A 25,086-nucleotide genomic window follows, 5' to 3' on the forward strand; every position below is an offset into this window, starting at 1 on the left:
TCATCCGCAGTGCCCACAGCCAAGGCGTGTACGCATTTTTTTGTCGCCGCAGCAGGGAAGGAACCGAGAAATACTGGACCAGGACCTCGTCGAAGTACCGAGTTCCTCTGGAATTGATTACCGCTCTGCGTGCCGGAGGCTTGCCTTGAAATGCCTGTTCCCGATGATCTTCCCAATCAGCTGACTTTCAACGACGAAGATGTAGCCCATGTCCTTCGCGACCCGGTTACCTATGCGCAAGCTGCAGAGGTGTTGACGCAAATGCGGGTGGGGCGTGAAGGAGAAATCCCGAGTGCTGATGGCTTGAATGCCAGTGCCGATGGATTAGCCATGGATCGAGCCCCTTTCTGGATCGAAGTACTCCGGCTCAAAAAGTGTCTTCCCACGTTCGTGGTTGCGTTAAGGGCGCGCGGTATTCTGCCTTTCGACACGTCTGCCCCAACAGAAGATACCGACGATTATGCAACGATGTTCAATCCTGAAAGGCTGCGGGACTTTCTTGCCCGAATGGATTCTTTTCGCTGCACAATCCGGGTTCATGGCGACGTCAAGGGCTCAGGGATTCTGGTGGGGCCCAGCTCGGTTCTCACTGCCTGGCATGTGATTGCCAAAGATAATCCGAAACCTGTGCAGGAGGCGGTGTCGAAAATCGATGTCGTACTTGCCGACGGCCGCAAGATTGCCGTCGCTCTGCTATCTGCTTCATCACCTTGTGGTGAGGTGGAGTGGCCCCCAACGGGAGGACGCGCCCCGGAAAACGACAGCGAGGTTGAGGACACACATGACATCGCATTATTACGTTTGAAAACGCCGGCAGGCATCCATCTAACGTACGCACCGCTGGCTGCTCCACCCTATGCTTTCAAAAGCCCGGCTGCCGTGGTTTTGGTCTCTTGCCCGCAAGGTGAATGGCGCGGAGTGGAGTTTGCCAAGCTGCAGCGTTTGCGCAACCTGACCGCGCGTTGGGGCTACGACGTAAAAGGCAATCGAGGGGGCTCATCGGGCGGCGGCTGCTTTGACAATCAATTCGCTTTGGCGGGGATACATCAGGGGCGTGCTCAAGGCCTCGGCCGGTTGATCCCGCTGATTCGTTTCCATGGGCAAGTGAAGGAGGCAATTGCCAATGACGAGCTGCCTCCAATGCTCTGGTCACTTGATGGTACACCGCAGAGCAATGTGATCGTCGGTCGTGATTATTTTTTCATCGGCTACCAATCCGCAATGCGTGGAGCGCCGCGTGCCAGAGGCTTATGGATTCGACGGGTGAATATGGTGAACGACCAGTCCGGTTTGCCGTTTTCCTTCCAGATCCTCGAAAGCCTCGTTGCGCGCAGCCCGAATACGCGCCTTATCCGGATCAGCTTCGATTCGATCGTCCATGACCTGCCAAATGAAATCGCGCGAAGAGCAATTGATGCTGGCTTGGCCGTACAGCCACCCAACCCGCAGGCGGGCGCAGGTGTCGACCAGACCGAACCTGAAGCGATGGTCGCCGATCGTGCCCGACGTGTCGCCCAGTTGCTTGATGAGCGCGCTCACGAACAAGGGATTCGCCTCTGGGTTTTCTTCGACCATCCTTCGGTGGTGTTTGGCGATGAGCCCCGTTGGGCGTTGACTGCCTTTGTCGATCAGGCTATGCGAATGGAAAACCTGCGGATTGCCTTGGCTGGTTTCGAACTCGTCCAGATGCCCGGAGCCCAGTACGAGTTTCCAGGCGACGCCATCGGCGAAGGCCCTCCCGGGCTGATGATCGAATACCTGACCAATATCAAGTCTGAAGATCTGCATAGTGTTATCGACACGGCCACTGAGGACCTGAAACGTCCCATTAGCAAGGAATTCGCCGAAGAGTGGGTGGAGGAGGCGTTAGAGGGCCTGAATTCTGTCAATGGAAAATATGACAGTAATCTGCGCACCATTGTCGCCTCTCGGCTGCAAAAGCGGTTGCAACAACTATGTAAAAAAGGACCTCGGCCATGAAAGCGATCAAGGTAAAAGATGCCTTGTTGTTTGCTGCATTGTCGGGTCCGTTCAAGCCAAGCGATGCACTGTTACCGCTGAAAACCGCGAACAGGCCGGGGGATCTTGCCATGGCGGCAACCCGTCTTGCCGATGCTTGTGACACCCGGCCCACCGGGGCTGACGGTCTATGGCTGATCCGCACCCCGACTCGCCACGCGCTGCTCGAAGCTTTGAGCGATTCGGCACTGGTCGAGGAGGTCGCGAAGCGGTTCCAGCTTGGCCCGGACGAAGAGACTCAGGACCTGTTGGCGGTATTGCTTGACCAGTCGCCGCTGTCTCACGCACAGATTCTTCAAACCCTCGAAACTGCGCACGAGCGGGAACAAATCGAGCGGATCATTCTTGCGCTGGATCGAGCAGGGAAGCGTGCGCCCAGCAAAGACCTGCTGCCACTGGCACGTGCGACGCTGGCAAGGTTCGATCAGAAACAGAAAATGGATCAGGTAGCCGAACGTGGGTTCTTCGGTCGTGAAATGGAGTACGCACGGATTGCCGCGTGGTTGGCGTTCCCTGCTGAAGGGCCTCCTGCGACCTGTCTTTTTCTGACCGGTGCGCCGGGTATTGGCAAGTCCACTTTACTGGCCGAATCCGTCCGCCGCTTTTATGAGCAAAAACGTCCACTGATATTGCGACTGGATTTTGATCGAGCGGGGCTTGACGTTCTGGACCTGCTCGGCCTGACCATGGAAGCCGCTCGGCAGCTTGCGGATCAGTTGGATACTGGAATCGAGTCATTGCTGGAGGCCCGGGTCGCGGCCGGGATAATTACCGACGAGTCTGCAAAGAGCAAGTCTGCCTTTCGCCGTGCACTACCGACAGCGCTTGCCCGCAGGCTGGGAGAGGCAGTGTCGTCCTCGGGGCGAACGATACTGGTGGTGCTCGATACATTGGAAGTGCTGCGCAGCCGTGGGGAAACTCAACCTGTCAGACTCTTCGAATGGCTCGACAGCTTGCTGGATTATGGGGTGAAACCCATGCAGGTACTGGCTGCTGGCCGAGGAGATGCGCTCGACAGTTTGCAACGAGCATCCAGCAACCTCCCAAACGTACCGCCCAGATACATTGAACACTTCGAACTTCTCGGTCTGGAGGATCACGCCGCCGGAGAGTTTCTGTTCAGGCTTGGTGCTCCGCAGCGCTACTGGCGCGAACTCCTTGAACTCGCTCAGGGCAATCCGCTCAAGCTTCGCCTGGGCGCGGAAATCGCCAAGCGTACCGGCGACAAACGCTTGCCACGGCGTAAGCGGGGTGAAGAAGTCAGTTCGGCTTTCCTCTACAGATTGTTGCTGTCGCGTATTGACGACCCGTTACTGAAGCGGCTTGCGCACCCGGGCCTGATTGTCAGACGAATCAATGCGCAGGTTATTCGCGAAGTCCTGGCTCCGGCACTGGGACTTGGCAAATTGACGATCGAACAGGCAGATAAACTTTGGGGGCAACTGGCAACTCATCATTGGCTGGTTGAGGTCGACCCTGGGGCACCGGACTTTCTCAAGCATCGCAGCGACATGCGCTCTCTGCTGTTACCACTGCTTTACAGCAGCTCTGCCAGCCGATCAGCACGCGTGGACGCCGCGGCCCTGCGTTGGTTTGCCAAGCTGGATCGCCCTTGGGCTCAGGTTGAGGCGGTATATCACCAACTGCAATTGACCCGCACGGGGAATGCGCTTCCGAGTGTGTCCAGTCAGATCGCCGCGCAGTTCGACGATCAGACACTCGAAGAATTACCTCGTCAGGTGGCCGACTGGCTGCGCAGTAAGCGCGGAGAACGCACCAGCGAGTTGCGCGGAGACTGGGCGACAGGCGCAGCTGATCACGAGGCGGCGATCGTGAGCGAAAGCATCGCGATACTCAAGCGTCAGGATTGGGCGGAAGGTGCGTACCTGGTCCGCAGTATTACCAGTGAGGGCGGGCTGGATGTTCGCTCACGTGCGGCAGATGCTGTACGCATGCTCTTGTGGCGTTCGGGGCAATGGGCACAGGCGAAACGTTGGCTGGTGGAGCGAGACCGTTTTACCGAGGTCGACGATGACTTGTATGACTTACCTGAAGAGTTGGCTTTGGTCCGGCTGGAGATGCGTGCGGAATTCAGCCCGGATCGCCTTCGTCAACGCTGGTTGAAATGGCGCCCTGAGGTGGATCGGCTCGCTCCGGCAGCTGAAACAGCAAGCGACGACAACGCGCGGCAAGGAGCGCTGGCATTGTTGATGGCTAATTTGCCCGACCCTTACGAGTTTGCAGCCATGCGAAAACGACATGGCAACTTTGCCGGTGCACCCCGGAAAATCTGGCTGGAGAAACGCAGTGATGGCGCGGCCGAGATCATTGGCTATGGTCGCCAGCGACTTACTCGTGTCATCCCGGAAAATCACCGGCAGAACGCAGTTGAGACGGGAAGGGTGCTTGCAACGCTTACGCCATACGTTGCTTTCGCCAAAAATTTGTTGGTCATGCCGCAGAACAATGGCCTGGCCGAGTCCGTCGAGCGTTTTGCCGGCGAAGTTGGCAATGCGGGCGGGCTATTGGAGCAGTGGCCTTCAGTACCTGTTCGGATGAACATCAGTGATCCATTGGGATCACTCACCGACATAGGTCTTTTTGCGGACTGGGCTCAGGCCAGCGCATTGATTGTACGCAACGAAAATCTCTTGCTGATTGGCCGCGCCGCAGAGCGCTGGCGGCGAACCATGGCCGGCAAATGGTCAATCGGGCGCCCTTTTGGACCCTGGCGCTCGCGTCCATCACTTGACCATAGCACTGAGGCACGTCTGCATTTTCTGCTCGAATCACCAAATGGTGTGAAGCAGGCGCGGTGGCGCATTCAAGTCTGGGAGGACAGCATGCCCGCCAATACGCTGCTGCCATTTTTGCGCAAACGAACGGGCAGATTACAGATTGAATCTGGTGCTCAGTTATCACGTTTCGAATTACTTCAAGTTATTACCCGTCGGCTGCTGGCACGTGGAATACCCGCAGTATTCGCGCCGGCACTGGCAGTGTTGATCCTGCACGGTGAACGGTGAAACAGGGGAGGTTGGTATGACTGACAAAGAACGCATAAGCAACTTGAGAACGCGACTTTCACCAGAAATGGAGGCGGCAATACAAAGTGCCTTGAAGAGCGACCGGCTACCGGCTGCGCTGCTGCGGGGGGTCTCCAGTGCCAGCCTTGAATCGATCAAGGGTGGTGCCAGCATCGGTTCAATGTTGGGAGCAGGAAATCTCGGCAATTTCGAGGCGATCATAAAGTTGGTCGGACGTCCCTCGCTCCTGATCAGCAATGACCTCGTGGAGATGGAGCCACTTCCGGGACTACCTCCGCAAACCGCTGGACTGATACACGGAGTGGAGAAGTGGATTCCCTCAGTGGGTCGTATCGAATTTCGCAATTATCAAATGGCCTGGGGTGGGACCGGCTGGGTGGTGGAGCATTCAGGTCAAGGTGCGTTGGTGGTGACCAATCGTCATGTAGCTAAACTGGTCGCCAGCCATAAGGCCGATGGAACTGCGGTTTACATTCGATCCCCGTCGGGGGCGCGCTACGGTGCCGCAATCGACTTTCGTGAGGAGGTTCACAGCGAAATCGGCAACAACAGTCGCACCGCCGAACTGACAAAGATTCAATACCTGGCCGACGATTCTGCCGCCGATGTGGCATTGCTTTTGATCGAGGCCGCGAACTTTACACTCCCCACACCCATGAAACTGATCGATGACAACGAGAAAGTCACCGTGGGCGAACTGGTAGCGCTGGTTGGCTATCCTGCTTACGACTCACGCAATAATGCTGACGCACAAGCGAAATACTTCAGCGGTCTCTACGAGGTCAAACGTTTTGCGCCGGGCCTGATCATGCAGCCTTCGGGAAACAATCAGGTTTTGACATACGACTGTACAAGTCTGGGGGGATGCTCCGGCTCTCCTGTTCAACGGTTGAGCGATGGCAAGGTTGTAGGGTTGCATTTCAGCGGGGTTTATCTGGGCGCGAACAGTGCGGTGCCTGCAGCGACGATAAGCAAGCTGATAAAAGGTTGGCGTCCCGTCTCGGTGCAGTTGCACACCGAGCAGGACGAGGCTCCGGACGGCAGCCACGCCGCAGCCTGGTTCAGTCAACGCGAGGGTTTCAACCCCGGATTCCTGGAAACCGCAGAGACGACGCAGGTCGTTCGAACCCCCTGGCCTGGGTTACGAGCGGATCTGGTGCCTTGTCTTGCCGTGCCAACCGATTCACCTTCACAACCGAATGAACTGCGCTACACCCATTTCGGCGTCAAGTATTCAGCCACCCATAAGCTGCCGTTGATTACCGCCGTCAACATCAACGGGGCGGCTGCCGTTCGAATCAAGCGCGGTGCTGACAAGTGGTTTGCCGACGAACGCATTCCCCGCAACGTTCAACTGAATGCGCAAAACTTTAAAGACAAGGAGATCGATCGCGGGCACATGGTCCGACGTGAAGATCCGAATTGGGGTAGCCCACAGGAGGCCGAGCAAGCCAACTTCGATACCTTTCATTACGTCAACGCTGCCGCGCAGCACTCGCGGCTTAACCAAGGCAAGGCACTCTGGCAGGGCCTGGAAAACTACATTCTTGAAAGTGCACGTACTCATGGTTTCAAGGCATGCGTATTTACCGGTCCGATCCTGCGCAATCCAGATAGCGATGACGAAGAACTGTGGATTGACGGCGCCCTTGCACCTCTCGAGTTCTGGAAGCTGGTCGCGACGCTGGACGCCGGAGGCAAGATGTTGCATGCCACTGCCTACGTGCTCAGCCAAGGCCAGCTGTTGCGCGAGCTGCTGGAAAAGCGTTCAAAGCATGAGGCAGTGGAAGGCTTTGAGCTGGGGCCCTATCGTACGTTCCAGATTGCGATTGTCGATTTGGCAGCGGCGACGGGATATGACTTCAGCGCCTATTCTGCAAGCGACCCGTTGACCCGTACGCAATACGGAAAGGAGGCTGTTGCCGATGGCGAGCCAGTGTTCATACCAATAGCGGCACTGAGTGAAATCATTCTTTAAGCCCGAGGCAGTGCGATGCTTGATACCAACGATGTTGTTGCCGGCGATGCAGTCGCCCCGAAAGACAGGCAACCTTTGCCATTTGCAACCGAGTGCGACCTGGTGATGAAGGGAGGCATCACCAGTGGAATCGTCTACCCATTGGCGATCAAAGAGTTGTCCAGTGCATTCCGATTGCGCTCAATTGGTGGCACTAGTGCGGGCGCTATCGCTGCAGCGGCTGCCGCAGCGGCGGAACTCGGACGCCAGCGCCTGAATACCGGGCAGATAACTGACGATCCACAAGGCTTTGCCAAATTAGCCAAATTGCCCGATCACTTCGGCGCGCCGTCTAAAGACGGGCGAGGTACGAAACTTTCGGCGCTGTTCAAACCCTTGCCCACTCTCAGGTCGACTTTCGATGTATTGATGGCCTGTGTTTCGGATAAACATCCGATTGCCCGCGCTTGGACCGTGTTTGTAGTTCTGATCGGGCGTCACTGGTTTGCCGGGGGGCTGGTATTCGTCGCAGGCACGCTTCCCCTGTGGTTCAGCGAGTCGGGATGGGCAGCGACAATCTGGTTGGTGGTTTTCTCCGTCTTTATGCTGGTTGCAACGTTGGTCTGGCGGTCTTTAAAGCTGATTATCAGGGAGTTGCCGGGCAATGGATTCGGGCTTTGCTCCGGTATGCCCGGCAAAAACGAGCCTGCTCGAGATGAAGCACTGACCTTGTGGCTGAGTAGCTATATCGATGATCTGGCAGGACAGGCACAGGCATTTCCAGACCAACAGAAACCACTGACCTTTGCCGATCTCGACGCTCACAACATCGACCTGCAAATGATGACCACCTGCCTGACCCTGGGCAGACCCTTCCGGTTACCTTTCGATGACGTCGAGAACGTACGCGACAATAAGCAGTTCATGTTCAGACGTTCCGAATTTACAACACTGTTCCCGGCGAATGTCGTCGACTGGATGGTGGCCAAGGCGAGGCCGAAAAACCTGGACCAGAATCACATCGCGGTTGACGAAGCAAATGCCGACGATCTGTTCAATCTGCCAGCGCCGGGAGATTTGCCAGTGATTCTTGCAGCGCGTATGAGTCTCAGCTTCCCGTTGTTACTTAGCGCGATTCCGCTGTATGCGATCGATTACCGCAAGAAAAGTGGACAGAAAAAAGTTAATCCAGAGCGTTGCTGGTTTACGGATGGCGGTGTGGGTTCCAATTTTCCCATTCACTTCTTCGACTTGCCATTGCCGACCAGGCCTACCTTCGGGCTTGACCTCGGACTGGCCGACTCTGCAGTTGATCAACGTGTCGTCTTTGCGAAAGATAATGGAGATGCGCGTCTCACGTACTGGCGTCGTTTCACGCAAGGCGGAGGGGCGGGATCGATTGTCGGCTTTTTATCTACCGTGGTGAACGTTGCCAAGGATTGGAACCATGAAACGCTTTCACACTTGCCTGGCTTTCGCGATCGCATCGGTCTTATACGACTGACCAAAGAGGAAGGTGGGCTGAATCTCGCCATGCCACAAAGCCGGATTTTGCAATTGAGCGAATATGGCGCAGAGGCCGGTCGCGAGTTTGTCGCACGCTTTGGCGCGCCGGGCTCCGAGACCACAATGAACTGGGAGAACCATCAACTGGTCAGGTTGCGGTTGTTGCTTGCATCACTTGACGAGCAATTTCAACACCTGAGGCAGGGTATGAGCGCTACGGCTGGAACGACAAGCGACTATGCGAGATTTTTCAGCCACCCTGTCGGCCCGCAGTCCTATCGTTTTACTGGACTTGGCAAGTTATTGCCGGACGCTGCGACAGGGCTCTACGCCAGCCAGGCGGGATTGGCTAACTGGACGCTGGATCAACTTCTGTCAGTGTCCGGCATGATTGAGGGTTGTCAAAAATCAGCTCCCGGCACTCGCCTTGATAAAAGTGCGCCCAAGCCGCTTCCTGAGTTGAAGTTGCGTCCTCGCGTCTGAAAAGGCTGCCTGGTGTCTTGAGACATAACCATCCCGGCAGGTGATTTCGGTTCGAATCTCATGCCCGTAGCACCCCGAATACGTATCGCCTCGGCATCCCCCATTCGGACTAGGCAAGCCTGACGATTCTGTCGTGCGTCATCCAGACCAGACTTTCTACTCAAAGGAGCACCACTTCACGGGTGCTCCGCCAGACGAGTAGAAGGCGCCGCGATGGAGTTTGCATTCAGCGACGAACAGGAAATGATCCGTGAATCGGCCGAAGGTTTTCTGGCGGATGTCTCGGGTTCTGCCGCGGTGCGCGCGGCGATGGTCAGTGAACGGGGCTTCGACGAGGCGCTGTGGCAGCGCCTGTGCAGCGAGATGTACTGGCCCGCGATTCACATCCCCGAAGCCTATGGCGGTTTGGGGCTCGGGTTTGTCGAACTGGGAATCCTGCTGGAACAGATGGGCCGGCGTTTGCTGTGTTCTCCCTTCTTCGCCACGGCCTGCATGGCCACGCCGGCGCTGTTGCTGGCCGCCGACGATCAACAGAAACAACGCTGGCTGCCGTTGATTGCCGACGGCAGCGTCACCGCAGCGTTGGCGTTCAGCAGTGCCAACGGCCGGGCCGCCGAAGACGTGCAGGCCACGGTGGTGAAGGAGGGCGACGGTTTTGTTCTGAACGGCACCCTCAATCATGTGCTCGACGGGCACGGTGCGGACCTGTTGATCATCGCGGCACGACTACCCGGTTCGGTAGGCGAGGCCGGCATCAGCCTGTTCGCCGTAGAGGCCGATCACCCCGGAATCGAGCGTCAGATGTTGCCGACGATGGACCAGACCCGTCGTCAGGCACGAGTTCGGCTCAACGGTGTGTACCTCGACGCGCGATGCCTGCTCGGCGAGTTCGGCGCTGGCTGGCCGAACCTTGAGCGCGTGCTGCAACTGGCCTGCATCGCCCTGGCCTGCGAACAGACCGGCGGCGCGCAACAGGTGCTGGATCTGAGCGTTGCCTACATGCATGAACGTCAGCAGTTCGGCCGACCGATCGCCAGTTTTCAAGCCCTCAAACACCGCGCTGCCGACATGATGCTGCAAGTGGAATGCGCGCGTTCGGCCAGTTATTACGCGGCGTGCGTTGCCCAGGAAGTGCTCGATCCCGAGGGTGATCCGCAAGTGGCCGGCGAGTTGTCGACAGCCGCGGCGCTGGCCAAGGCCCAGTGCTCGGACACCTTCTTTCACTGCGCCTCGGAGGCGATTCAGCTGCACGGCGGGGTCGGGTTCACCTGGGAATACGACGTGCACCTCTATTTCAAACGCGCCCGCGCCAGCGAGAGTTTTCTCGGGCTGCCGGCCTGGCATCTGGAGCGCATCGCCGAGGCGATTCTGGGGGAGCAGCCATGAAGATCAGTTTCAGCGAACACGATGAACGCTTCCGTCAGGAAGTGGCCGACTGGTTGCGCGTCAACCTCAGCGGTGAATTCGCAGCCCTGCGTTTTCGCGGTGGCCCCGGCGATGAACATATGTTCCCCGAGGAACGCAAAGCCTGGGAGCGCAAACTCGCCGAGGGCGGCTGGACCTGCGTGGGCTGGGCCCCGGAGCACGGTGGCCGTGGTCTGTCGATCAGCCAGCAAGTGATTTTCCACGAAGAATACGCCCGCGCCGGCGGCCCGGGACGCATGGGCCATATCGGCGAAGGCCTGGCCGGCCCGACCATCGCCGCCTTCGGCAGCGCCGAACAGCAACAGCGGTTTTTGCCGGGCATCGTCAACGGCACGGCGTTCTGGTGCCAGGGCTATTCGGAACCGGGCGCAGGGTCGGACCTCGCCAACGTCAAGACCCGAGCCACGCTGGATCAGGACGGCGGCAGCTGGATGATCAACGGGCAGAAGGTCTGGACCTCGCTGGCCCATGAGTCGGACTGGTGTTTTGTGCTGGCCCGCACCGAGCCTGGCAGTGTCGGCCATCGCGGTCTGTCGTTCCTGCTGGTACCGATGGCGCAGGCCGAAATCACCGTGCGGCCAATCGAACAGCTGACCGGCACCTCGGAATTCAACGAAGTGTTCTTCGACGACGCTCGCACCGATGCCGCGAACATCGTTGGTCTGCCGGGCGAGGGCTGGAAGATCGCCATGGCGCTGCTCGGTTTCGAGCGCGGGGTGTCGACGCTCGGTCAGCAGATGCAGTTTCACAATGAGCTGAACGAGATCATCGGCATCGCCCGGGCCAACGGCGCCGCGCGCGATCCGGTTCTGCGCCAGCGTCTGGCCCAGGCCTGGATCGGCCTGCGGATCATGCGCTACAACTCGCTGCGCATGCTGTCGGGTGCGCAGGACGGTTCGCTGCGCAAGGAAGCGACCATCTACAAGCTGTTCTGGTCCACGTGGCACGCCAGTCTCGGCAAGCTGGCAATGGACGTCCTCGGCGCCGACGCCGAATTGCTCGAGGCCGCGCCTTATCAGCTCACGCGCCTGCAATCGCTTTACCTGTTCAGCCGGGCCGACACCCTCTACGGCGGCAGCAACGAGATCCAGCGCAACATCATCGCCGAGCGTGCTTTGGGCATGCCCAAAGAGCCACGCCTTCCTGTGTGATCAAGGAGTTTTCCATGTCTGTTCCTCACTATGTCGCCGGTCACGGTCTGTTGCGTGGCAAGTCGGTGCTGATCACGGCGGCGGCCGGGGCCGGTATTGGTTTTTCCGCCGCGCTGCGAGCTGCCGAGGAAGGCTGTCGCGCCTTGATGATCAGCGATATCCATGAAGGCCGGTTGGCCGAAGCGGTGCTGAAAATCCGCGAAGCCAGCGGTCTGCAGCAGGTTTTCGGGCAGGTCTGCAACGTCGCCGACGAAGCCCAGGTGCAGCAGCTGATTGCCTGCGCCGAGCGCGACCTTGAAGGCGTCGATGTGCTGATCAATAACGCTGGTCTCGGCGGTTCGGCGTTGCTGGTGGAGATGACCGATGAGCAGTGGAGCCGAGTCCTCGATGTGACGCTGACTGGCACCATGCGCATGACCCGCGCCATGCTGCCGAAAATGATGGAGCGCCGCGCCGGGGTCATCGTCAACAACGCGTCGGTACTCGGCTGGCGGGCTCAGAAAGAACAGGCGCATTACGCCGCTGCCAAGGCCGGGGTCATGGCGTTGACCCGCTGCGCGGCGGTCGAAGCGGCCGACTACGGAATCCGCATCAACGCGGTGAGCCCGAGCATTGCCTTGCACGACTTCCTGCGCAAATCCGCGCCGCAGGCGGTGCTCGACCAACTGGCGGCCAACGAAGCCTTCGGCCGTGCCGCCGAAGTCTGGGAAGTGGCCAACGTGATGATGTTCCTGGCCAGCGACTACAGCTCCTACATGACCGGCGAAGTGTTGTCGGTCTCCAGCCAGAGGGCGTGACATGCCGCGTATTTTCGACACGCCTTTCGCCCTGCGCGACGCGGTAGGGGAAGAGCTGGGCGTCAGCGACTGGTTGCTGCTGGCCCAGGACCGCATCAATCAGTTTGCCGATGCCACCGGTGATCATCAGTGGATTCACGTTGATCCTCTCAAGGCTGCCAGCGGCCCCTTTGGCGGCTGCATTGCCCACGGCTACCTGAGCCTTTCGCTGGTCAACCTGTTTCTGCCGCAGATCGTTGAAGTGCGCGGCATCGCCATGGGCGTCAACTATGGCTGCGAGCGCGTGCGCTTCCCCACGGTGGTGCCGGTGGGTTCCCGCGTGCGCGGTCGTGCGCAGTTGATGGCCGTCGACGAGGTCAAGGGCGGCGTCCAGGCAACGATCCGCGTCAGCGTCGAGATCGACGGCGAAGAACGCCCCGGCTGTGTGGTCGACACCATCAGCCGCTACTACCCGCAAGATTCAGCAGCACCTTCGAGGAATCCCGCATGAAAGAAGCCGTCATCGTTTCGACCGCCCGTACCCCGATCGGCAAAGCCTTTCGCGGTGCATTCAACGACACCGAAGCACCGCTGCTTGGCGGCCATGTAGTGCGCGAAGCCGTGCGCCGGGCCGGCATCGAGCCCGGCGAAGTGGACGACGTGATCATCGGCGCGGCGGCGCAGCAGGGCACGCAGTCTTATAACTTGGGCCGCCAGTGTGCGATTGCTGCAGGTTTGCCGTTTTCCGTGTCGGGCATGGCCGTCGAACGCCAATGCTCGTCGGGGTTGATGAGCATCGCCATGGCCGCCAAAAGCATCATGTGTGATGAAATCGACATTGCGGTGGCCGGTGGCCTGGAATCGATTTCGCTGGTGCAGAACAAGCACAAAAACCTCTATCGCAACCAGTCCGGGGCGGTGCTCGAACGCGATCCGCACGCTTACATTCCGATGATCGAAACCGCCGAGATCGTTGCCGCCCGCTACGGCATCAGCCGCGAGGAACAGGACGAATACAGCTACCAGAGCCAGGTGCGTACCGCCCTGGCCCAGAGTGCCGGGCTGTTCGACCGGGAACTGGCGCCGATGACCAGTCGCAAGGCGATTTTCGACAAGGCTACCGGCGAAACACGTTTCGAAACCCTCAGCCTGCAACGCGACGAGTGCAACCGCGTCGACACCACCCGCGAAAATCTCGCGGCACTGGAGCCGGTCTGGGCCGGCGGTGAATGGACCGAAAAGGGTCGTTTCATTACCGCAGGCAACGCCTCGCAGCTGTCCGACGGTGCGTCGGCCTCGGTGTTGATGAGCGCAAAACTGGCCGAGAAGCGGGGGCTGGAGCCCCTGGGGATTTATCGCGGCATGGCTGTCGCAGGCTGCAATTCCGACGAAATGGGCATCGGCCCGATCTACGCCATTCCGAAGCTGCTCAAGCGTCAGGGTCTGACCATGGACCACATCGGTCTGTGGGAGCTGAACGAAGCGTTTGCCTGTCAGGTGCTGTATTGCCGCGACACGCTGGGCATTCCCCAGGAGCGATTGAACGTCAACGGCGGGGCGATTGCGCTGGGGCATCCGTTCGGCATGTCCGGTGCGCGGATGGTCGGCCACGCCTTGATCGAAGGTCAGCGCCGTGGTTTGCGTTACGTCGTGGTGAGCATGTGCATCGGCGGCGGCATGGGCGCTGCGGCCCTGTTCGAGGTGGTCTGAATGATCAGCGCACAGCAGATTCAAACCACCATGGCCCGCTACGTAGAGTTGGTGGACGCCGGCGACATCGACGGGATTCTTGCGCTGTACGGCGAGGATGCGACGGTCGAAGACCCGGTCGGTCAGCCACCCATACAGGGTCGCGCGGACATCGAGCGCTTCTACCGCCAGGGCCTGGGCGCGAGCAAGGTGTCGGCCACGTTGACCGGCCCGGTTCGCGCGACGTTGAACGGTTGCGGGGCGATGCCGTTTCGGGTCGACATGCAGTGGGCGGGGCAACCTTGCTCGCTGCATGTGATCGACGTGATGAAATTCGATGACGACGGCAAGATCCGCTCGATGAAAGCCTATTGGAGCGAAGCCAACATCGGCCCGCAGTCCTGATGCCGGTTGCAGGCTGCGCAATATCGCAGCCTGCAACCCGATTCATTGCGTGACGCCGTTCTCGTAATAGACCTTCAAATTTTCCGCAATCTGTCGCACGACCTTGTCGAACGCCTTGCCCAGCACTTTTTCCATCAGCCTGCCACCGCGCAGGCTGTAGTGCATTTGGGTGGTCATGCGACTGAATTCGCCCTCGCGTTGCAAGGCATAACTGAAACTGGCCTCGCGAAACGGGAAGGGCGCGCCGGCGCTCGCCTTGTGCAGCACCAAGACAAAACCGACGCCGTCCTGCCACTGCACCACGCTTTCATCCAGCCACTGACCGCCCTTGCGAAACACCCGGCGACTGGCGCCAAGCCCTTCGATTGGCCCAGGGTGGAGCTGGCAGCCGGTGAGTCCCGGCACATAGTAGGGCGCAAGGCGCAGATCCCGCAGTTTGGCCCAGGCGGCGGGCGGGGGCAGTTCGAGCAGGACGCTGTGGCAGGCAATCGCCGGCATGCTGGGTTTCCTTTTTTGTCGGGTTCAATGAGATTGGGCAGCGTCGAGAAACGCCGGGCGCTCGCCACCGCCGTGTACGGTGATGTCCGCGCCGCTGACATAACGCGCCAGAGAGGAGGCGAGGTACAGGCAGGTATCGCCGATGTCTTCCGGCGCCGCCAGGCGTTGCAGCGGAATGGTCGCCGCCACACGGGCAAGTCCCGCCTGATCGCCGTAATGAAGCGCTGCCTGTTCGGTAAGAATAAGCCCGGCCGTGACCGCGTTGACCCGCACTTTCGGTGCCCATTCCACGGCCAGCGAACGGGTCAGGTTCAACAATCCAGCCTTGGCCGCGCCATAAGCTGCCGTACCCGGTGAAGGACGAACCGCGCTGACGCTGCAGATATTGATGATTGCACCGCCGCCGTCCTGCGCCTGCATCACCTGATTGGCCTGCTGACACAGATTCAGCGGCGCCAGCAGGTTCAGGCGAATGATCGCTTCGCTGAAACGCGGCGAGGCGCTGGCGGCGTCGGCATTCGGCGAGCCCCCGGCATTGTTGACCAGCACGTCGAGCCGGCCAAAACGCTCGACGATGGCGTCGATCAACCGGCCGGACTGCTCGACGTCACGCAGATCGCACGGCAGGAAAACTGCCTCGCGTCCTGCGCTGGTCGGCAGTGACGCGGGGGCCTCGCGACCGCAGATCACCACTTCGGCACCGCCATCGAGAAAACGCTGGCTGATGCCCCGGCCAGCCCCTTTGCCGCCCCCGGTGACCAGCACCACTTTGCCGCGAAAATCCAGCGCATCCAGCATGGAAAAGCCTCGTTCAGTCACAGATCAATGCCCTCGATGCTAGGTGTGCAGGCGCTTGTGGCCAACGTCCGAAAAGACTAGGGCGGCTAGTCCTGTCGGACGATGTTGCTGGCCCGGCCTGCGCAAATAATCCGGGCACAACAATAGCCGGGAGCACACCTTATGAGCGCAATGGCGCAAGGGCACTTCGTTACGCTGCCGCAGGGGTTGCGGCTGCATTACTTGGACATCGGCGGGCAGGGCGCCGGCAGCGGCGAGACGGTGGTGTTCATTCACGGCAGCGGGCCCGGGGCCAGCGGTCACAGCAACTTCAAACAGAACTACCCGCTGTTCGTCACCGCCGGTTATCGCGTGATCGTGCCTGACCTGCCGGGTTATGGAGCGTCCGACAAGCCGGACACCCTCTACACCCTGGAATTTTTCGTCACCGCCCTGAGCAGTCTGCTCGATGCTCTGGATATCCAGCGCTGCGTGCTGGTGGGCAACTCCCTGGGCGGTGCCATCGCCATCAAACTGGCCCTCGACCAACCACAGCGGGTCAGCCGGCTGGTGCTGATGGCGCCGGGCGGGCTGATGGAAAAGGAACAGTATTACTTGCAAATGGAAGGCATCCAGAAAATGGGCGCGGCGTTTGCCCGAGGTGAATTGCACGACGCGGACGGCATGCGCCGCTTGCTGACCCTGCAATTGTTCGACGAGTCGTTGATCAGCGCCGAAACGGTCAATGAACGCGTCGCGGTGGTGCGCGAGCAGCCGGTCTGCGTGCTGTCGACCATGCAAGTGCCGAACATGACCGAGCGCCTGAAGGAATTGCAGTGCCCGATCCTCGGGTTCTGGGGCATGGATGACAAGTTCTGCCCGGTGTCAGGTGCGCAAACAATGATGCAGCACTGCCAGAACATTCGTTTTGTGCTGCTCAGCGAATGCGGGCATTGGGTGATGGTCGAGTACCGCGAGTTGTTCAATCGCGAATGCCTGTTTTTCTTTCAGGAAGGCCAGCGATGAGCGCGGCATTGCGTCGCCAGTTCGGCGAGGAGTTGTATTGGGCACTGGTTGAGGGGAGGACAGTGGCCCCTTTGACCGAGCGCTGGCCGTCGATCAGCATCGAAGACGCCTACCACGTTTCGCTCTATTGCATCGAGCGTCGGGTGGCGGCCGGTGACCGCATCGTCGGCAAGAAGATCGGCGTGACGTCGGCGGCGGTCCAGCGAATGCTCAACGTGCATCAGCCGGATTTCGGCTTCATCACCCGGCAGATGTCGTTTGCCAATGACGCGAACATTTCCCTGTCGGCGAACCGGCTGATCCAGCCCCGTGCCGAGGGCGAAATCGCCTTCAGGCTCAAGCACGACCTGATCGGCCCCGGCGTGACCGAAGCCGACGTGCTGGCGGCGACCGAATACGTGACGCCGTGCTTCGAGATCGTCGATTCGCGGATCCACGACTGGCGCATCCGCATCCAGGACACCGTCGCCGATAACGCCTCTTGCGGTGTGTTTGTGCTGGGCGATGTGCAAGCCGATCCGCGAGCGCTGGACCTGCCGAACCTGCACATGCGCGTATTCAAGAACGACGAACCGCTGAGCGAAGGTCTGGGCTCGGCCGTGCAGGGCAACCCGTTGACCGCCGTCGCCTGGCTGGCCAACACCCTGGGTGCCTTCGGCATTCCATTCAAGGCCGGGGAACTGATTCTCTCGGGCTCTCTGGTTCCGCTTGAGCCTGCCCGTGCGGGCGACCGCTTTTCTCTGACCATCGATGGCCTGGGCTCTGCCCGGGTGTCTTTCTGCGCCTGACCCGTGGGGTTTAACCGGATGAACAAGAAACTCAGAGCGGCCATTATCGGCCCGGGAAACATTGGCACTGACCTGCTGATGAAAATGCACCGATCAGAATGGATCGAACCGGTGTGGATGGTCGGCGTCGACCCCGAGTCCGAGGGCCTCAAGCGTGCCCGTGAACTGGGAGTGAAAACCACCGCCGGTGGCGTCGATGGGCTGCTGCCCCATGTGCTCGACGATGACATTCGCATCGCCTTCGATGCAACCTCGGCCTACGTCCACGAGCAGAACAGCCGCAAGCTCAACGAGCTGGGGGTGATCATGATCGACCTGACGCCGGCGGCCATCGGCCCGTTCTGTGTGCCGCCGGTCAACCTCAAGGAACACGCGGCGTCGCTGGCGATGAACGTCAATATGGTCACCTGCGGCGGCCAGGCGACCATCCCGATGGTGGCGGCGGTATCGCGGGTGCAATCGGTGAGTTACGGCGAGATTGTCGCCACCGTGTCGTCCGGCTCGGTCGGCCCGGGCACCCGGCAGAACATCGACGAGTTCACCCGCACCACGGCCGGCGCGGTCGAGAAGATCGGCGGCGCTCGTCGCGGCAAGGCAATTATCGTGATCAACCCGGCCGAGCCGCCGCTGATGATGCGCGACACCATCCATTGCCTGACGGACGACGAGCCGGATCAGCAGAAGATTCGCGCCTCGGTGTTGCAGATGGTCGAGGAAGTGCAGCGCTATGTGCCCGGTTACAAGCTGATCAACGGCCCGGTGTTCGATGGCCGCAAGGTCTCGATTTTCATCGAGGTGGAAGGCCTCGGGGATTTCCTGCCCAAGTCGGCAGGCAACCTCGACATCATGACCGCCGCCGGCCTGCGCACCGCCGAAATGTTTGCCGAAGAAGCCCACAAGGGCGCCCTGCAACTGCCCGCCCGTTAACTGGAGAATGACCATGAATCTGCAAGGTAAACGCGTTCGTCTGCACGACATGAGCCTGCGCGACGGCATGCACGCCAAACAGCATCAGATCAGCCTGGACCAGATGATCGCCGTGGCCACCGGCCTCGATGCGGCCGGCGTGCCGCTGATCGAAATCACCCATGGCGATGGCCTCGGCGGCGCGTCGTTGAACTACGGCATGCCGGCCCACAGCGACGAGGAATACTTCTCGGCGGTGATTCCACGGTTGCGCCAGGCGAAAGTCTCGGCGCTGCTGTTGCCCGGCATCGGCACCCTCGATCACTTGCGCATGGCCCATGAACACGGGGTGTCGACCATTCGTGTCGCCACCCTCTGCACCGAGGCCGACGTATCCGGCCAGCACATCGGCATGGCCGCGAAAATGGGCCTCGATACGGTCGGTTTCCTGATGATGGCCCACATGGTCAGCGCGGAAAAACTGCTGGAGCAGGCGCGGTTGATGGAGAGTTATGGCGCCAACTGCATTTACTGCACCGACTCGGCGGGCTACATGCTTCCGGACGAGGTCAGCGAGAAAGTCGGCGTACTGCGCGCTGGCTTGAACGCCGCTACCGAAGTGGGCTTTCACGGCCACCACAACCTGGGCATGTCGATTGCCAACTCCCTGGCCGCGATCGAGGCGGGCGCGGCGCGTATCGACGGTTCGGCGGCCGGGCTGGGCGCCGGCGCGGGCAACACGCCGCTGGAAGTGTTCGTTGCGGTGCTGGAGCGGATGGGTGTTGAAAGCGGCGTCAATCTGTACGGGATCATGGACGTCGCCGAAGACCTGATCGTGCCGATGATGGACCAGCCGATCCGCCTCGATCGCGATGCCCTGACGCTGGGATATGCTGGGGTGTACAGCTCGTTCCTGCTGTTTGCCAAACGTGCCGAGAAGAAGTACCTGGTGGCCGCCCGCGAGCTGCTGGTGGAGCTGGGGCGGCGTGGCACCGTTGGCGGTCAGGAAGACATGATCGAAGACTTGGCGCTGACCCTGTCACGGGCGCGCGGCTTCCTGCCGACCTGATCCTCGGGAGTTAACAAAAAGCACCGGCGCTGCTTGCAGGCCGGTGCTTTTTTATTGGGAGCAGGTTTATGGAAGCAGATTGCGCACCAGCGGCGGGTAGCAGTTGACCGCCGTGCTTGAGCAACCGAGGAGCGCGGCACTCGGTCGATAGGCTTCGTTTCTGAACAACTGACACAGGCTGACGGAACTGCCGACGCAAACGATCAGGAGCAGGGCGCAGGTGGAATTTCGCATGGTGGGCCTCACACGGTTTTTTATTGTTGTAGAGGCAAGGTAGGGCGGCGCGAGATATTCGGCGTCGTCTGAATGGACTAGTGAGGCAAAAAAGCCATCGCCCAAGCGGACGATGGCGCGGGACGGGTGTCAGCCGAGGGTGGCCACGCTGCGCAGGATCAGGCGCACGAGCATGGTCTGGCGGGTCACGCCGGTCTTGGAGAAGGTCGAACGCAGGTGGGCGCGCGCGGTGTTGCGGCTGATGCCCAGTTCTTCCGAGGCTTCGTCGAGGGTCAGCCCGTTGGCCAGCAACATGGCGAGCTGGGTTTCGGCGGGAGTGAAGTCGAACAGGGCGCGGACGATCTCCTGGGGCGCGGTGGACTGTTGCTCCGGGTCGCTGATGAAGATCACCACCGTCGGACACTGTTTGCCTTCGCTCCATTCCGACAGCGGCACCGAACGCACGATGATGCCCAGGTCGGCACGCCCCGACGGCCGTTGCACGCGCAGCGCTTCGACCATCGACGGGTTGCTGCTTTTTTGCGAGAGCAGCGACTGTTTGACCAGCCGGCGAAACTCTTGAGTGTCGCGGTCCGTACCGACCTGCAGGCCGTCGTTGACCAGTTTGATGCCGTCCTTTTCCTGGATCAGCCGGTCGGCGACCTGGTTGGTCTGCAGCACTTTGCCGGCTTCGTCGAGGATGATCGTGCCGACCGCCATCTGATTCACCGCACCGGCGTAGAGGTTGCGTTCGACCTCGATGCGGTTGAGCTGCATATGAACCTTGATCGAGCGCTCGAGGTGCGGAATGAAATGCGCCAGCAGGGTTTTCTCTTCATCGCCGAAAGGCTTGTCGTCCCGGCCGCGACTGATGCGGATCCGGCACTGGGCGCCGTCGCAGGTGTTGATGTCGGCGCCGAGGATATGGAACACGTCCACCGCTTCGAGGAAGTTCTTGTAGAACTCGGATTTCTGCCAGTCATCACTGGAGACGAATTCGGCGAGGGTCACCACCTGGCGATTGGGCAGGCCGACGAAGGGGTCGAGGGTGAAAAAATGGGTGTTGTACGAAGCGACCGCCTCGGTCGAGGTGCCGGTGGTGTTGACCATCAGTCCGTCCACATGGGTGCTGGGAGGCCGCAGGATGAAGGTCACGTATTTGCTTTTCAGGTAAACGTTGAGCTGATTGAGGAAGGTCGCCCAGGGAATGGTTTCCAGCGGCCCCTGATACAGGTTGCCGATGAGATCGCTGAACGTGTCGAGGCTGAGGCTCTGCTGCATGGGAAACCCGTTCTTATTATTAGTGGTTTGCGGTGCCCGAGAATAAGCGCCTGTATCGACCACTTGCAACGCCCGGGCACGAGGCCTGACCGGCGGCGGCCGGTCAGGCGCAAAATCGCGACAGCCCCGTGATCAGGCCTGTTCACGGGCGCGCACGATGAACTCTTTCTGCTCCCGCACATCCGCTGAAAGCAGCCCGACGTCGGTGTAGAACTGCTCGTACCAGCGACGCAGTTGATAGACCGGGCCATCGCCATCGCAGAGCAACGGATTATCGACGCGGGTCTTGCTGTGCCAGATCGAAACGTCTTCGTAAAAGGCTGCCTGGGCCTGTTGCACGTAGGCCTTGGCCATCGCCTGGTTCTGTTCTTCGCTGAGCCCCGAAATCTTTTTCACCAGCACGCCGTAGCGCAGGGTGAAGCTGTCGAGGTCGATCGGCACATGGCAGTTGAGCAGGATCGAGTGGATCGGCTGGCCGTTCATGGCACCGGTCATTTCGGTGATCTGGTAGGCCGGCCCGTAATAGGTGGCCACGGTGCTCAACGCGCTGTCGCCAGACAGCCGCTCGCTGCGGGCGTGCATGATCTGCGTGGCGAGGTGGCCTTCGAACACGTTGCTGAAGGCTTCGACCGGTGCGCCGTGCACCGTGCCGAAGTGCGCCATGTCGGCGACGTTGTCGATCAGTTCGCGGCAGTTGGTATCGATCTGCAATTCGGCGACTTCCCACTCGGCCCATTCATCGCTGAAGCAGGCGTCGATGCGCGGGATGCGTTGCTCGGGCAGCGGCGGGTTGCCTTCGGGGTCGTTCCACACGAACAACAGATGGTTTTCTTCCATCAGCGGCCAGCTCTTGAGTTTGGCCCGTGGCGGAATGCGCTTGGCATAGGGAATGTCATCGCACACGCCGTCCGCGCGCCAGCGCCAGGCATGGAAAGGGCAGCGAATCGAATTGCCTTCGACGCAACCGGTGCTGAGGTCGGCGCCCATGTGCGGGCAGTAACCGTCGAGAATGTGCAGTTCGCCGTCCTCGCCCTGAAACGCCACCAGCCGGGTGCCGAACACGTCCAGTCGGTGGGCCTTGCCGTCGCGGTAACGGGCGGCCAGGCCCAGGCAGTGCCAGCCGCGTGCGTAGCGGTCTTCCAGCAGTTTGGCTTCGATACGGTGCAGGGTACTCATCTTGTTATTCTCCCAGGTTCACGGGTTTGAGCTTGCTGGAGATTCTGCCGCCCCTGTAGAAGCAGGCATCGTCTGAATGGACGATGGCCGGCCGACCGGCGCCCGCTCTACTGACGCCATCGGACGTTTGTCAGGAGCAGGCAATGAATGAGCAATCAGGACCGGTCGCGGTCATTACCGGTGCCGCCAGCGGCATCGGCCGGGGGCTGGCCGAGCATGCGGCTAAATTGGGGATGCGCCTGGTATTGGCCGATCTCGATGGGTTGCGGCTGGAAAAGCTTTGCGAAGAACTGCGAAGCGGCGGAACGCAGGCAGTCGCCTGCGTCACCGATGTCGGCAATCTGCAACAGGTCGAGCGTTTGCGCGATGTCGCCCTCGATCACTTTGGCGGGGTCGATCTGCTGTTCAACAATGCCGGCGTGATGCAGACCGGCTACAGCTGGGAAATCACCGCACAGCAGTGGCAACGCATGCTTGACGTCAACCTCTGCGGGGTCATCAACGGCATTCGCTGTTTCGTGCCGTTGTTCCTGCGTCAGGGGCGTGCGGCCCATGTGATCAACACCGCGTCGCTGGCCGGTCTACTCAGCAGCCCGTTGATGGCGCCTTACAACGTGACCAAGCAGGCCGTGGTCGCGCTGTCGGAAACCCTGCACTACGAATTGACCCTGCTGGGGGCTCCGGTCTCGGTTTCGGTCGTGTGCCCGGGGCCGGTGGCCAGTGACATCATGGCCTCCAACCAGGTGGTCGACGGCGCCGGTTCGTCCTTCAGCCAATTGCTCGACAGCAGCATTCGCCAGGGCATGACGCCGTCCGAACTGGCAGAACAGGTGTTCGCCGCCATCGCCGAAAAACGCTTCTGGGTCTTTCCCCACAAAGGCTTCAAAGTGGCGCTGCAACAACGGGTGCAGAGCATCCTGGAAGAGTCCAACCCACAATTCAAAATGTCCGATGTAGAGGAAGATGCCCATGCCGCTCGATAAACAGATCGCGTTGATACTCCAGCAATTCAGCGACCTGCCGGCACCCGATTACAGTCAGCTCGATGCGGCGCACTATCGGCAGTTCTGCGACAACATGCAGCCGGCGATTCCGGGCGTGCCGATGATCGAAGTGCGCAACCTGCGGGTCGAGGGGGCGGTGGGCGAACTGGACGCGCGTCTGTATCGGCCATCGGAAGAGAGCAATCTGCCGTTGCTGGTGTATTTCCATGGCGGCGGTTTTGTCGTCGGCAACCTCGACACCCACGACAATCTGTGCCGTTCGCTGGCCCACCTGACCGAGGCCGTGGTGGTGTCGGTGGCTTATCGCCTGGCACCGGAACACCCGTTCCCGGCGGCGCCGCTGGACTGTTACCGGGCGACTTGCTGGCTGGTGGAGCACGCGGCGCAACTGGGCGTCGATGGCTGCCGGCTCGCGGTAGCGGGGGACAGCGCCGGGGGCAATCTGGCGCTGGCGGTCAGTCAGTTGGCGGAGCAACGGCAGGGGCCGAAGATTCGTTATCAATGCCTGTTCTATCCCGTCACCGACCCCCGTTGCGACAGCCATTCCTACCAGGAATTTGCCGATGGCTTCTTCCTCACCGGCGCCATGATGAGCTGGTTCTGGCAGCAGTATTTGCAGGAAGACGGGCAGGGCGATGATCCGCTGGCTTCGCCATTGCGCGCCGGGAGCGTGGCGCAGTTGCCGCCGACGACCCTGATCACCGCCGAATTCGATCCGCTGCGCGACGAAGGCGAGGCGTTCGCCGAACGCCTGCGTCAAGCCGAAGTGCCGGTGCGGGTGCAGCGCTGTGAAGGGATGATTCACGGTTTCATCAGCATGGCGCCGTTTGTCGAAGGCGCCGCCCAGGTGTTGTCCGAAGCGGCCGCCGATCTGCGTGAAGCACTGAAATGATGTCCTTGGGGGAGCGAGCAGGCTCGCTCCCCCAGTTTTTTGCCTCAGGGTTTGATGTTTTTCAACCTCTTCTTCGCCTGATCCTGCACCGCTGGCGGCGCACTCATATTGCCGGCGATCACCGTAATCACTGCATGCCCCTGCCACAGCTGATACGCATCGGCCTGCTGCTGAGTGGCCGTGGGTGTCGGCGGTGCAACCAGGTTGACGTGAACCGTACCGTCGGCACCGCGTTGTGAGGTGAAGTTCACCCGGTCCCAATTGCCGATCGGCGCAAAGCTCACGCCTTTGACTTGATTGGCCGGCAGCGCCGGGTAGTTGAGGTTCAGCCCGTTGGTGCCCGGCAGCCCGAGCACATTCAGTTTGCAGCTGTGTTTGGCGCAGTTCCGATGGGCCTGTTCGATGACCTTCACCGCAAACTTCGCGGTGTCATCCATGGCGCCCAGGGTCTTGCGATAACCGGCCTGTTGGTCTCGTATGATCAGGTCCATGTCGATGGCCGTCGACACCGCCACGGCCGGAACGCCTTTGAACATTGCCCGAACCGCCGCATTCAACGTCCCGGACATCTGCGTCAGCGGGCCGACGTTTTCACCGAAGTTGATGCCGGATACCACCAGATCCGGCGGCGTGTCCTTGAGCAACACATCCAGCCCGACGTTGACCGCATCCACTGGCGTGCCAATGGCCGAAGTCTTGCCGGTCGGCGGTGTGTAGCCCTCGGGTGGGCCGACGCAGAATCTGCCGGGCGCCAGCTCGGTCACCGCCAGGGCCTGGCCGGGCACCACGACGCTGGCGGCGCTGATGCCGCTGCTGTCGTTCAACGGGCCGACCAGGGTCACGGTGTGCCCGGCGGCGGTCAGTGCGCGATACATCGCGTCGATGCCGGGGGCGCGGCAGCCGTCGTCGTTGGTCAGCAGAATGTTCAGGGCGCTGGCCTGCATCGACAAACCGAGGCCTGCCACGGCGAGGGCCGCAGTGAGTAATCTGTTCATGGG

22 protein-coding genes are annotated in these 25,086 nt (G+C 60.6%); 16 read left to right on the forward strand and 6 right to left on the reverse strand.

Annotated features, from left to right (window positions below):
- The first annotated feature begins 150 nt into the window (after positions 1–150).
- The 10 genes from JJN09_RS05360 (at position 151) to JJN09_RS05405 (ending at position 14,458) form a co-directional block, all read left to right on the forward strand.
- Positions 151–1,980 (forward strand): trypsin-like peptidase domain-containing protein, encoded by a 1,830-nt coding sequence (locus JJN09_RS05360; protein ID WP_249486094.1) that lies wholly within the window; start codon positions 151–153, stop codon positions 1,978–1,980.
- Entirely contained in the window at positions 1,977–5,045 is a 3,069-nt protein-coding gene (locus tag JJN09_RS05365; RefSeq protein ID WP_249486096.1) for an ATP-binding protein, read from the forward strand. The genes JJN09_RS05360 and JJN09_RS05365 overlap by 4 nt, the downstream gene beginning before the upstream one ends.
- A gap of 16 nt (positions 5,046–5,061) precedes the next feature.
- Positions 5,062–7,044 (forward strand): DNA/RNA non-specific endonuclease, encoded by a 1,983-nt coding sequence (locus JJN09_RS05370; RefSeq protein ID WP_249486098.1) that lies wholly within the window; start codon positions 5,062–5,064, stop codon positions 7,042–7,044.
- Between the two features lie 15 nt (positions 7,045–7,059).
- Complete coding sequence (locus JJN09_RS05375) at positions 7,060–9,012, forward strand: patatin-like phospholipase family protein (RefSeq protein ID WP_249486100.1); 1,953 nt, start codon at positions 7,060–7,062, stop codon at positions 9,010–9,012.
- A 213-nt stretch (positions 9,013–9,225) separates the two neighbouring features.
- Positions 9,226–10,398 carry an acyl-CoA dehydrogenase family protein gene (locus JJN09_RS05380; protein WP_249486102.1) on the forward strand — a complete coding sequence of 391 codons (1,173 nt, stop codon included), beginning with the start codon at positions 9,226–9,228 and terminating at the stop codon, positions 10,396–10,398.
- Positions 10,395–11,588: an acyl-CoA dehydrogenase family protein gene (locus tag JJN09_RS05385; RefSeq protein WP_249486104.1), complete on the forward strand. Its 1,194-nt coding sequence runs from the start codon at positions 10,395–10,397 to the stop codon at positions 11,586–11,588. The genes JJN09_RS05380 and JJN09_RS05385 overlap by 4 nt, the downstream gene beginning before the upstream one ends.
- Before the next feature lie 14 nt (positions 11,589–11,602).
- The gene (locus JJN09_RS05390; protein WP_192558035.1) at positions 11,603–12,385 is read left to right on the forward strand and encodes an SDR family oxidoreductase; all 783 of its coding nucleotides are present in this window, start codon (positions 11,603–11,605) and stop codon (positions 12,383–12,385) included.
- A gap of 1 nt (position 12,386) precedes the next feature.
- On the forward strand, positions 12,387–12,875 hold the full coding sequence (locus JJN09_RS05395) for a MaoC family dehydratase (protein WP_249486106.1): 489 nt from the start codon (positions 12,387–12,389) through the stop codon (positions 12,873–12,875).
- On the forward strand, positions 12,872–14,074 hold the full coding sequence (locus tag JJN09_RS05400) for an acetyl-CoA C-acyltransferase (protein WP_192558033.1): 1,203 nt from the start codon (positions 12,872–12,874) through the stop codon (positions 14,072–14,074). Before JJN09_RS05395 ends, JJN09_RS05400 begins: the two co-directional genes overlap by 4 nt.
- Positions 14,075–14,458, forward strand: a complete 384-nt coding sequence (locus tag JJN09_RS05405; RefSeq protein WP_249486107.1) for a steroid Delta-isomerase — start codon at positions 14,075–14,077, stop codon at positions 14,456–14,458.
- A 42-nt stretch (positions 14,459–14,500) separates the two neighbouring features.
- Here the strand turns inward: JJN09_RS05405 and JJN09_RS05410 are convergent, their stop codons facing one another.
- Both JJN09_RS05410 and JJN09_RS05415 read right to left on the reverse strand, forming a co-directional pair.
- Positions 14,501–14,956: an SRPBCC family protein gene (locus JJN09_RS05410; RefSeq protein WP_249486108.1), complete on the reverse strand. Its 456-nt coding sequence runs from the start codon at positions 14,954–14,956 to the stop codon at positions 14,501–14,503.
- Positions 14,957–14,980: 24 nt separating this feature from the next.
- Positions 14,981–15,754 (reverse strand): SDR family oxidoreductase, encoded by a 774-nt coding sequence (locus JJN09_RS05415; protein WP_249486110.1) that lies wholly within the window; start codon positions 15,752–15,754, stop codon positions 14,981–14,983.
- 162 nt (positions 15,755–15,916) lie between these two features.
- Between JJN09_RS05415 and JJN09_RS05420 the strand changes: the two genes are divergently transcribed.
- Genes JJN09_RS05420 through dmpG form a run of 4 tightly spaced genes read left to right on the forward strand, consistent with a single transcriptional unit; the run spans position 15,917 to position 19,522 of the window.
- Complete coding sequence (locus JJN09_RS05420; protein WP_249486112.1) at positions 15,917–16,759, forward strand: alpha/beta fold hydrolase; 843 nt, start codon at positions 15,917–15,919, stop codon at positions 16,757–16,759.
- Positions 16,756–17,547 (forward strand): fumarylacetoacetate hydrolase family protein, encoded by a 792-nt coding sequence (locus JJN09_RS05425; protein WP_249486114.1) that lies wholly within the window; start codon positions 16,756–16,758, stop codon positions 17,545–17,547. Before JJN09_RS05420 ends, JJN09_RS05425 begins: the two co-directional genes overlap by 4 nt.
- Before the next feature lie 18 nt (positions 17,548–17,565).
- Positions 17,566–18,474: an acetaldehyde dehydrogenase (acetylating) gene (locus JJN09_RS05430; RefSeq protein ID WP_007951345.1), complete on the forward strand. Its 909-nt coding sequence runs from the start codon at positions 17,566–17,568 to the stop codon at positions 18,472–18,474.
- 13 nt (positions 18,475–18,487) lie between these two features.
- The gene (gene dmpG, locus JJN09_RS05435) at positions 18,488–19,522 is read left to right on the forward strand and encodes a 4-hydroxy-2-oxovalerate aldolase (protein WP_249486116.1); all 1,035 of its coding nucleotides are present in this window, start codon (positions 18,488–18,490) and stop codon (positions 19,520–19,522) included.
- 66 nt (positions 19,523–19,588) lie between these two features.
- Here the strand turns inward: dmpG and JJN09_RS05440 are convergent, their stop codons facing one another.
- From JJN09_RS05440 to JJN09_RS05450, 3 genes are all read right to left on the reverse strand, one after another.
- Positions 19,589–19,756 carry a hypothetical protein gene (locus tag JJN09_RS05440; protein ID WP_167443775.1) on the reverse strand — a complete coding sequence of 56 codons (168 nt, stop codon included), beginning with the start codon at positions 19,754–19,756 and terminating at the stop codon, positions 19,589–19,591.
- 129 nt (positions 19,757–19,885) lie between these two features.
- Positions 19,886–21,016: a helix-turn-helix transcriptional regulator gene (locus tag JJN09_RS05445; RefSeq protein ID WP_007951349.1), complete on the reverse strand. Its 1,131-nt coding sequence runs from the start codon at positions 21,014–21,016 to the stop codon at positions 19,886–19,888.
- A 132-nt stretch (positions 21,017–21,148) separates the two neighbouring features.
- Positions 21,149–22,192: a Rieske 2Fe-2S domain-containing protein gene (locus tag JJN09_RS05450; protein WP_249486118.1), complete on the reverse strand. Its 1,044-nt coding sequence runs from the start codon at positions 22,190–22,192 to the stop codon at positions 21,149–21,151.
- A gap of 143 nt (positions 22,193–22,335) precedes the next feature.
- Here JJN09_RS05450 and JJN09_RS05455 point away from each other — a divergent pair, with 143 nt between their 5' ends.
- Both JJN09_RS05455 and JJN09_RS05460 read left to right on the forward strand, forming a co-directional pair.
- Complete coding sequence (locus JJN09_RS05455; RefSeq protein WP_249486119.1) at positions 22,336–23,175, forward strand: SDR family NAD(P)-dependent oxidoreductase; 840 nt, start codon at positions 22,336–22,338, stop codon at positions 23,173–23,175.
- Positions 23,162–24,088: an alpha/beta hydrolase gene (locus tag JJN09_RS05460; protein WP_249486121.1), complete on the forward strand. Its 927-nt coding sequence runs from the start codon at positions 23,162–23,164 to the stop codon at positions 24,086–24,088. The genes JJN09_RS05455 and JJN09_RS05460 overlap by 14 nt, the downstream gene beginning before the upstream one ends.
- 44 nt (positions 24,089–24,132) lie before the next feature.
- On the opposite strand, the gene surE is transcribed toward JJN09_RS05460, so the two are convergent.
- The gene (gene surE, locus JJN09_RS05465; RefSeq protein ID WP_249486123.1) at positions 24,133–25,083 is read right to left on the reverse strand and encodes a 5'/3'-nucleotidase SurE; all 951 of its coding nucleotides are present in this window, start codon (positions 25,081–25,083) and stop codon (positions 24,133–24,135) included.
- Positions 25,084–25,086 lie beyond the last annotated feature (3 nt).

The sequence above is a fragment of the Pseudomonas sp. HS6 genome (assembly GCF_023375815.1).
GTDB lineage: Bacteria > Pseudomonadota > Gammaproteobacteria > Pseudomonadales > Pseudomonadaceae > Aquipseudomonas.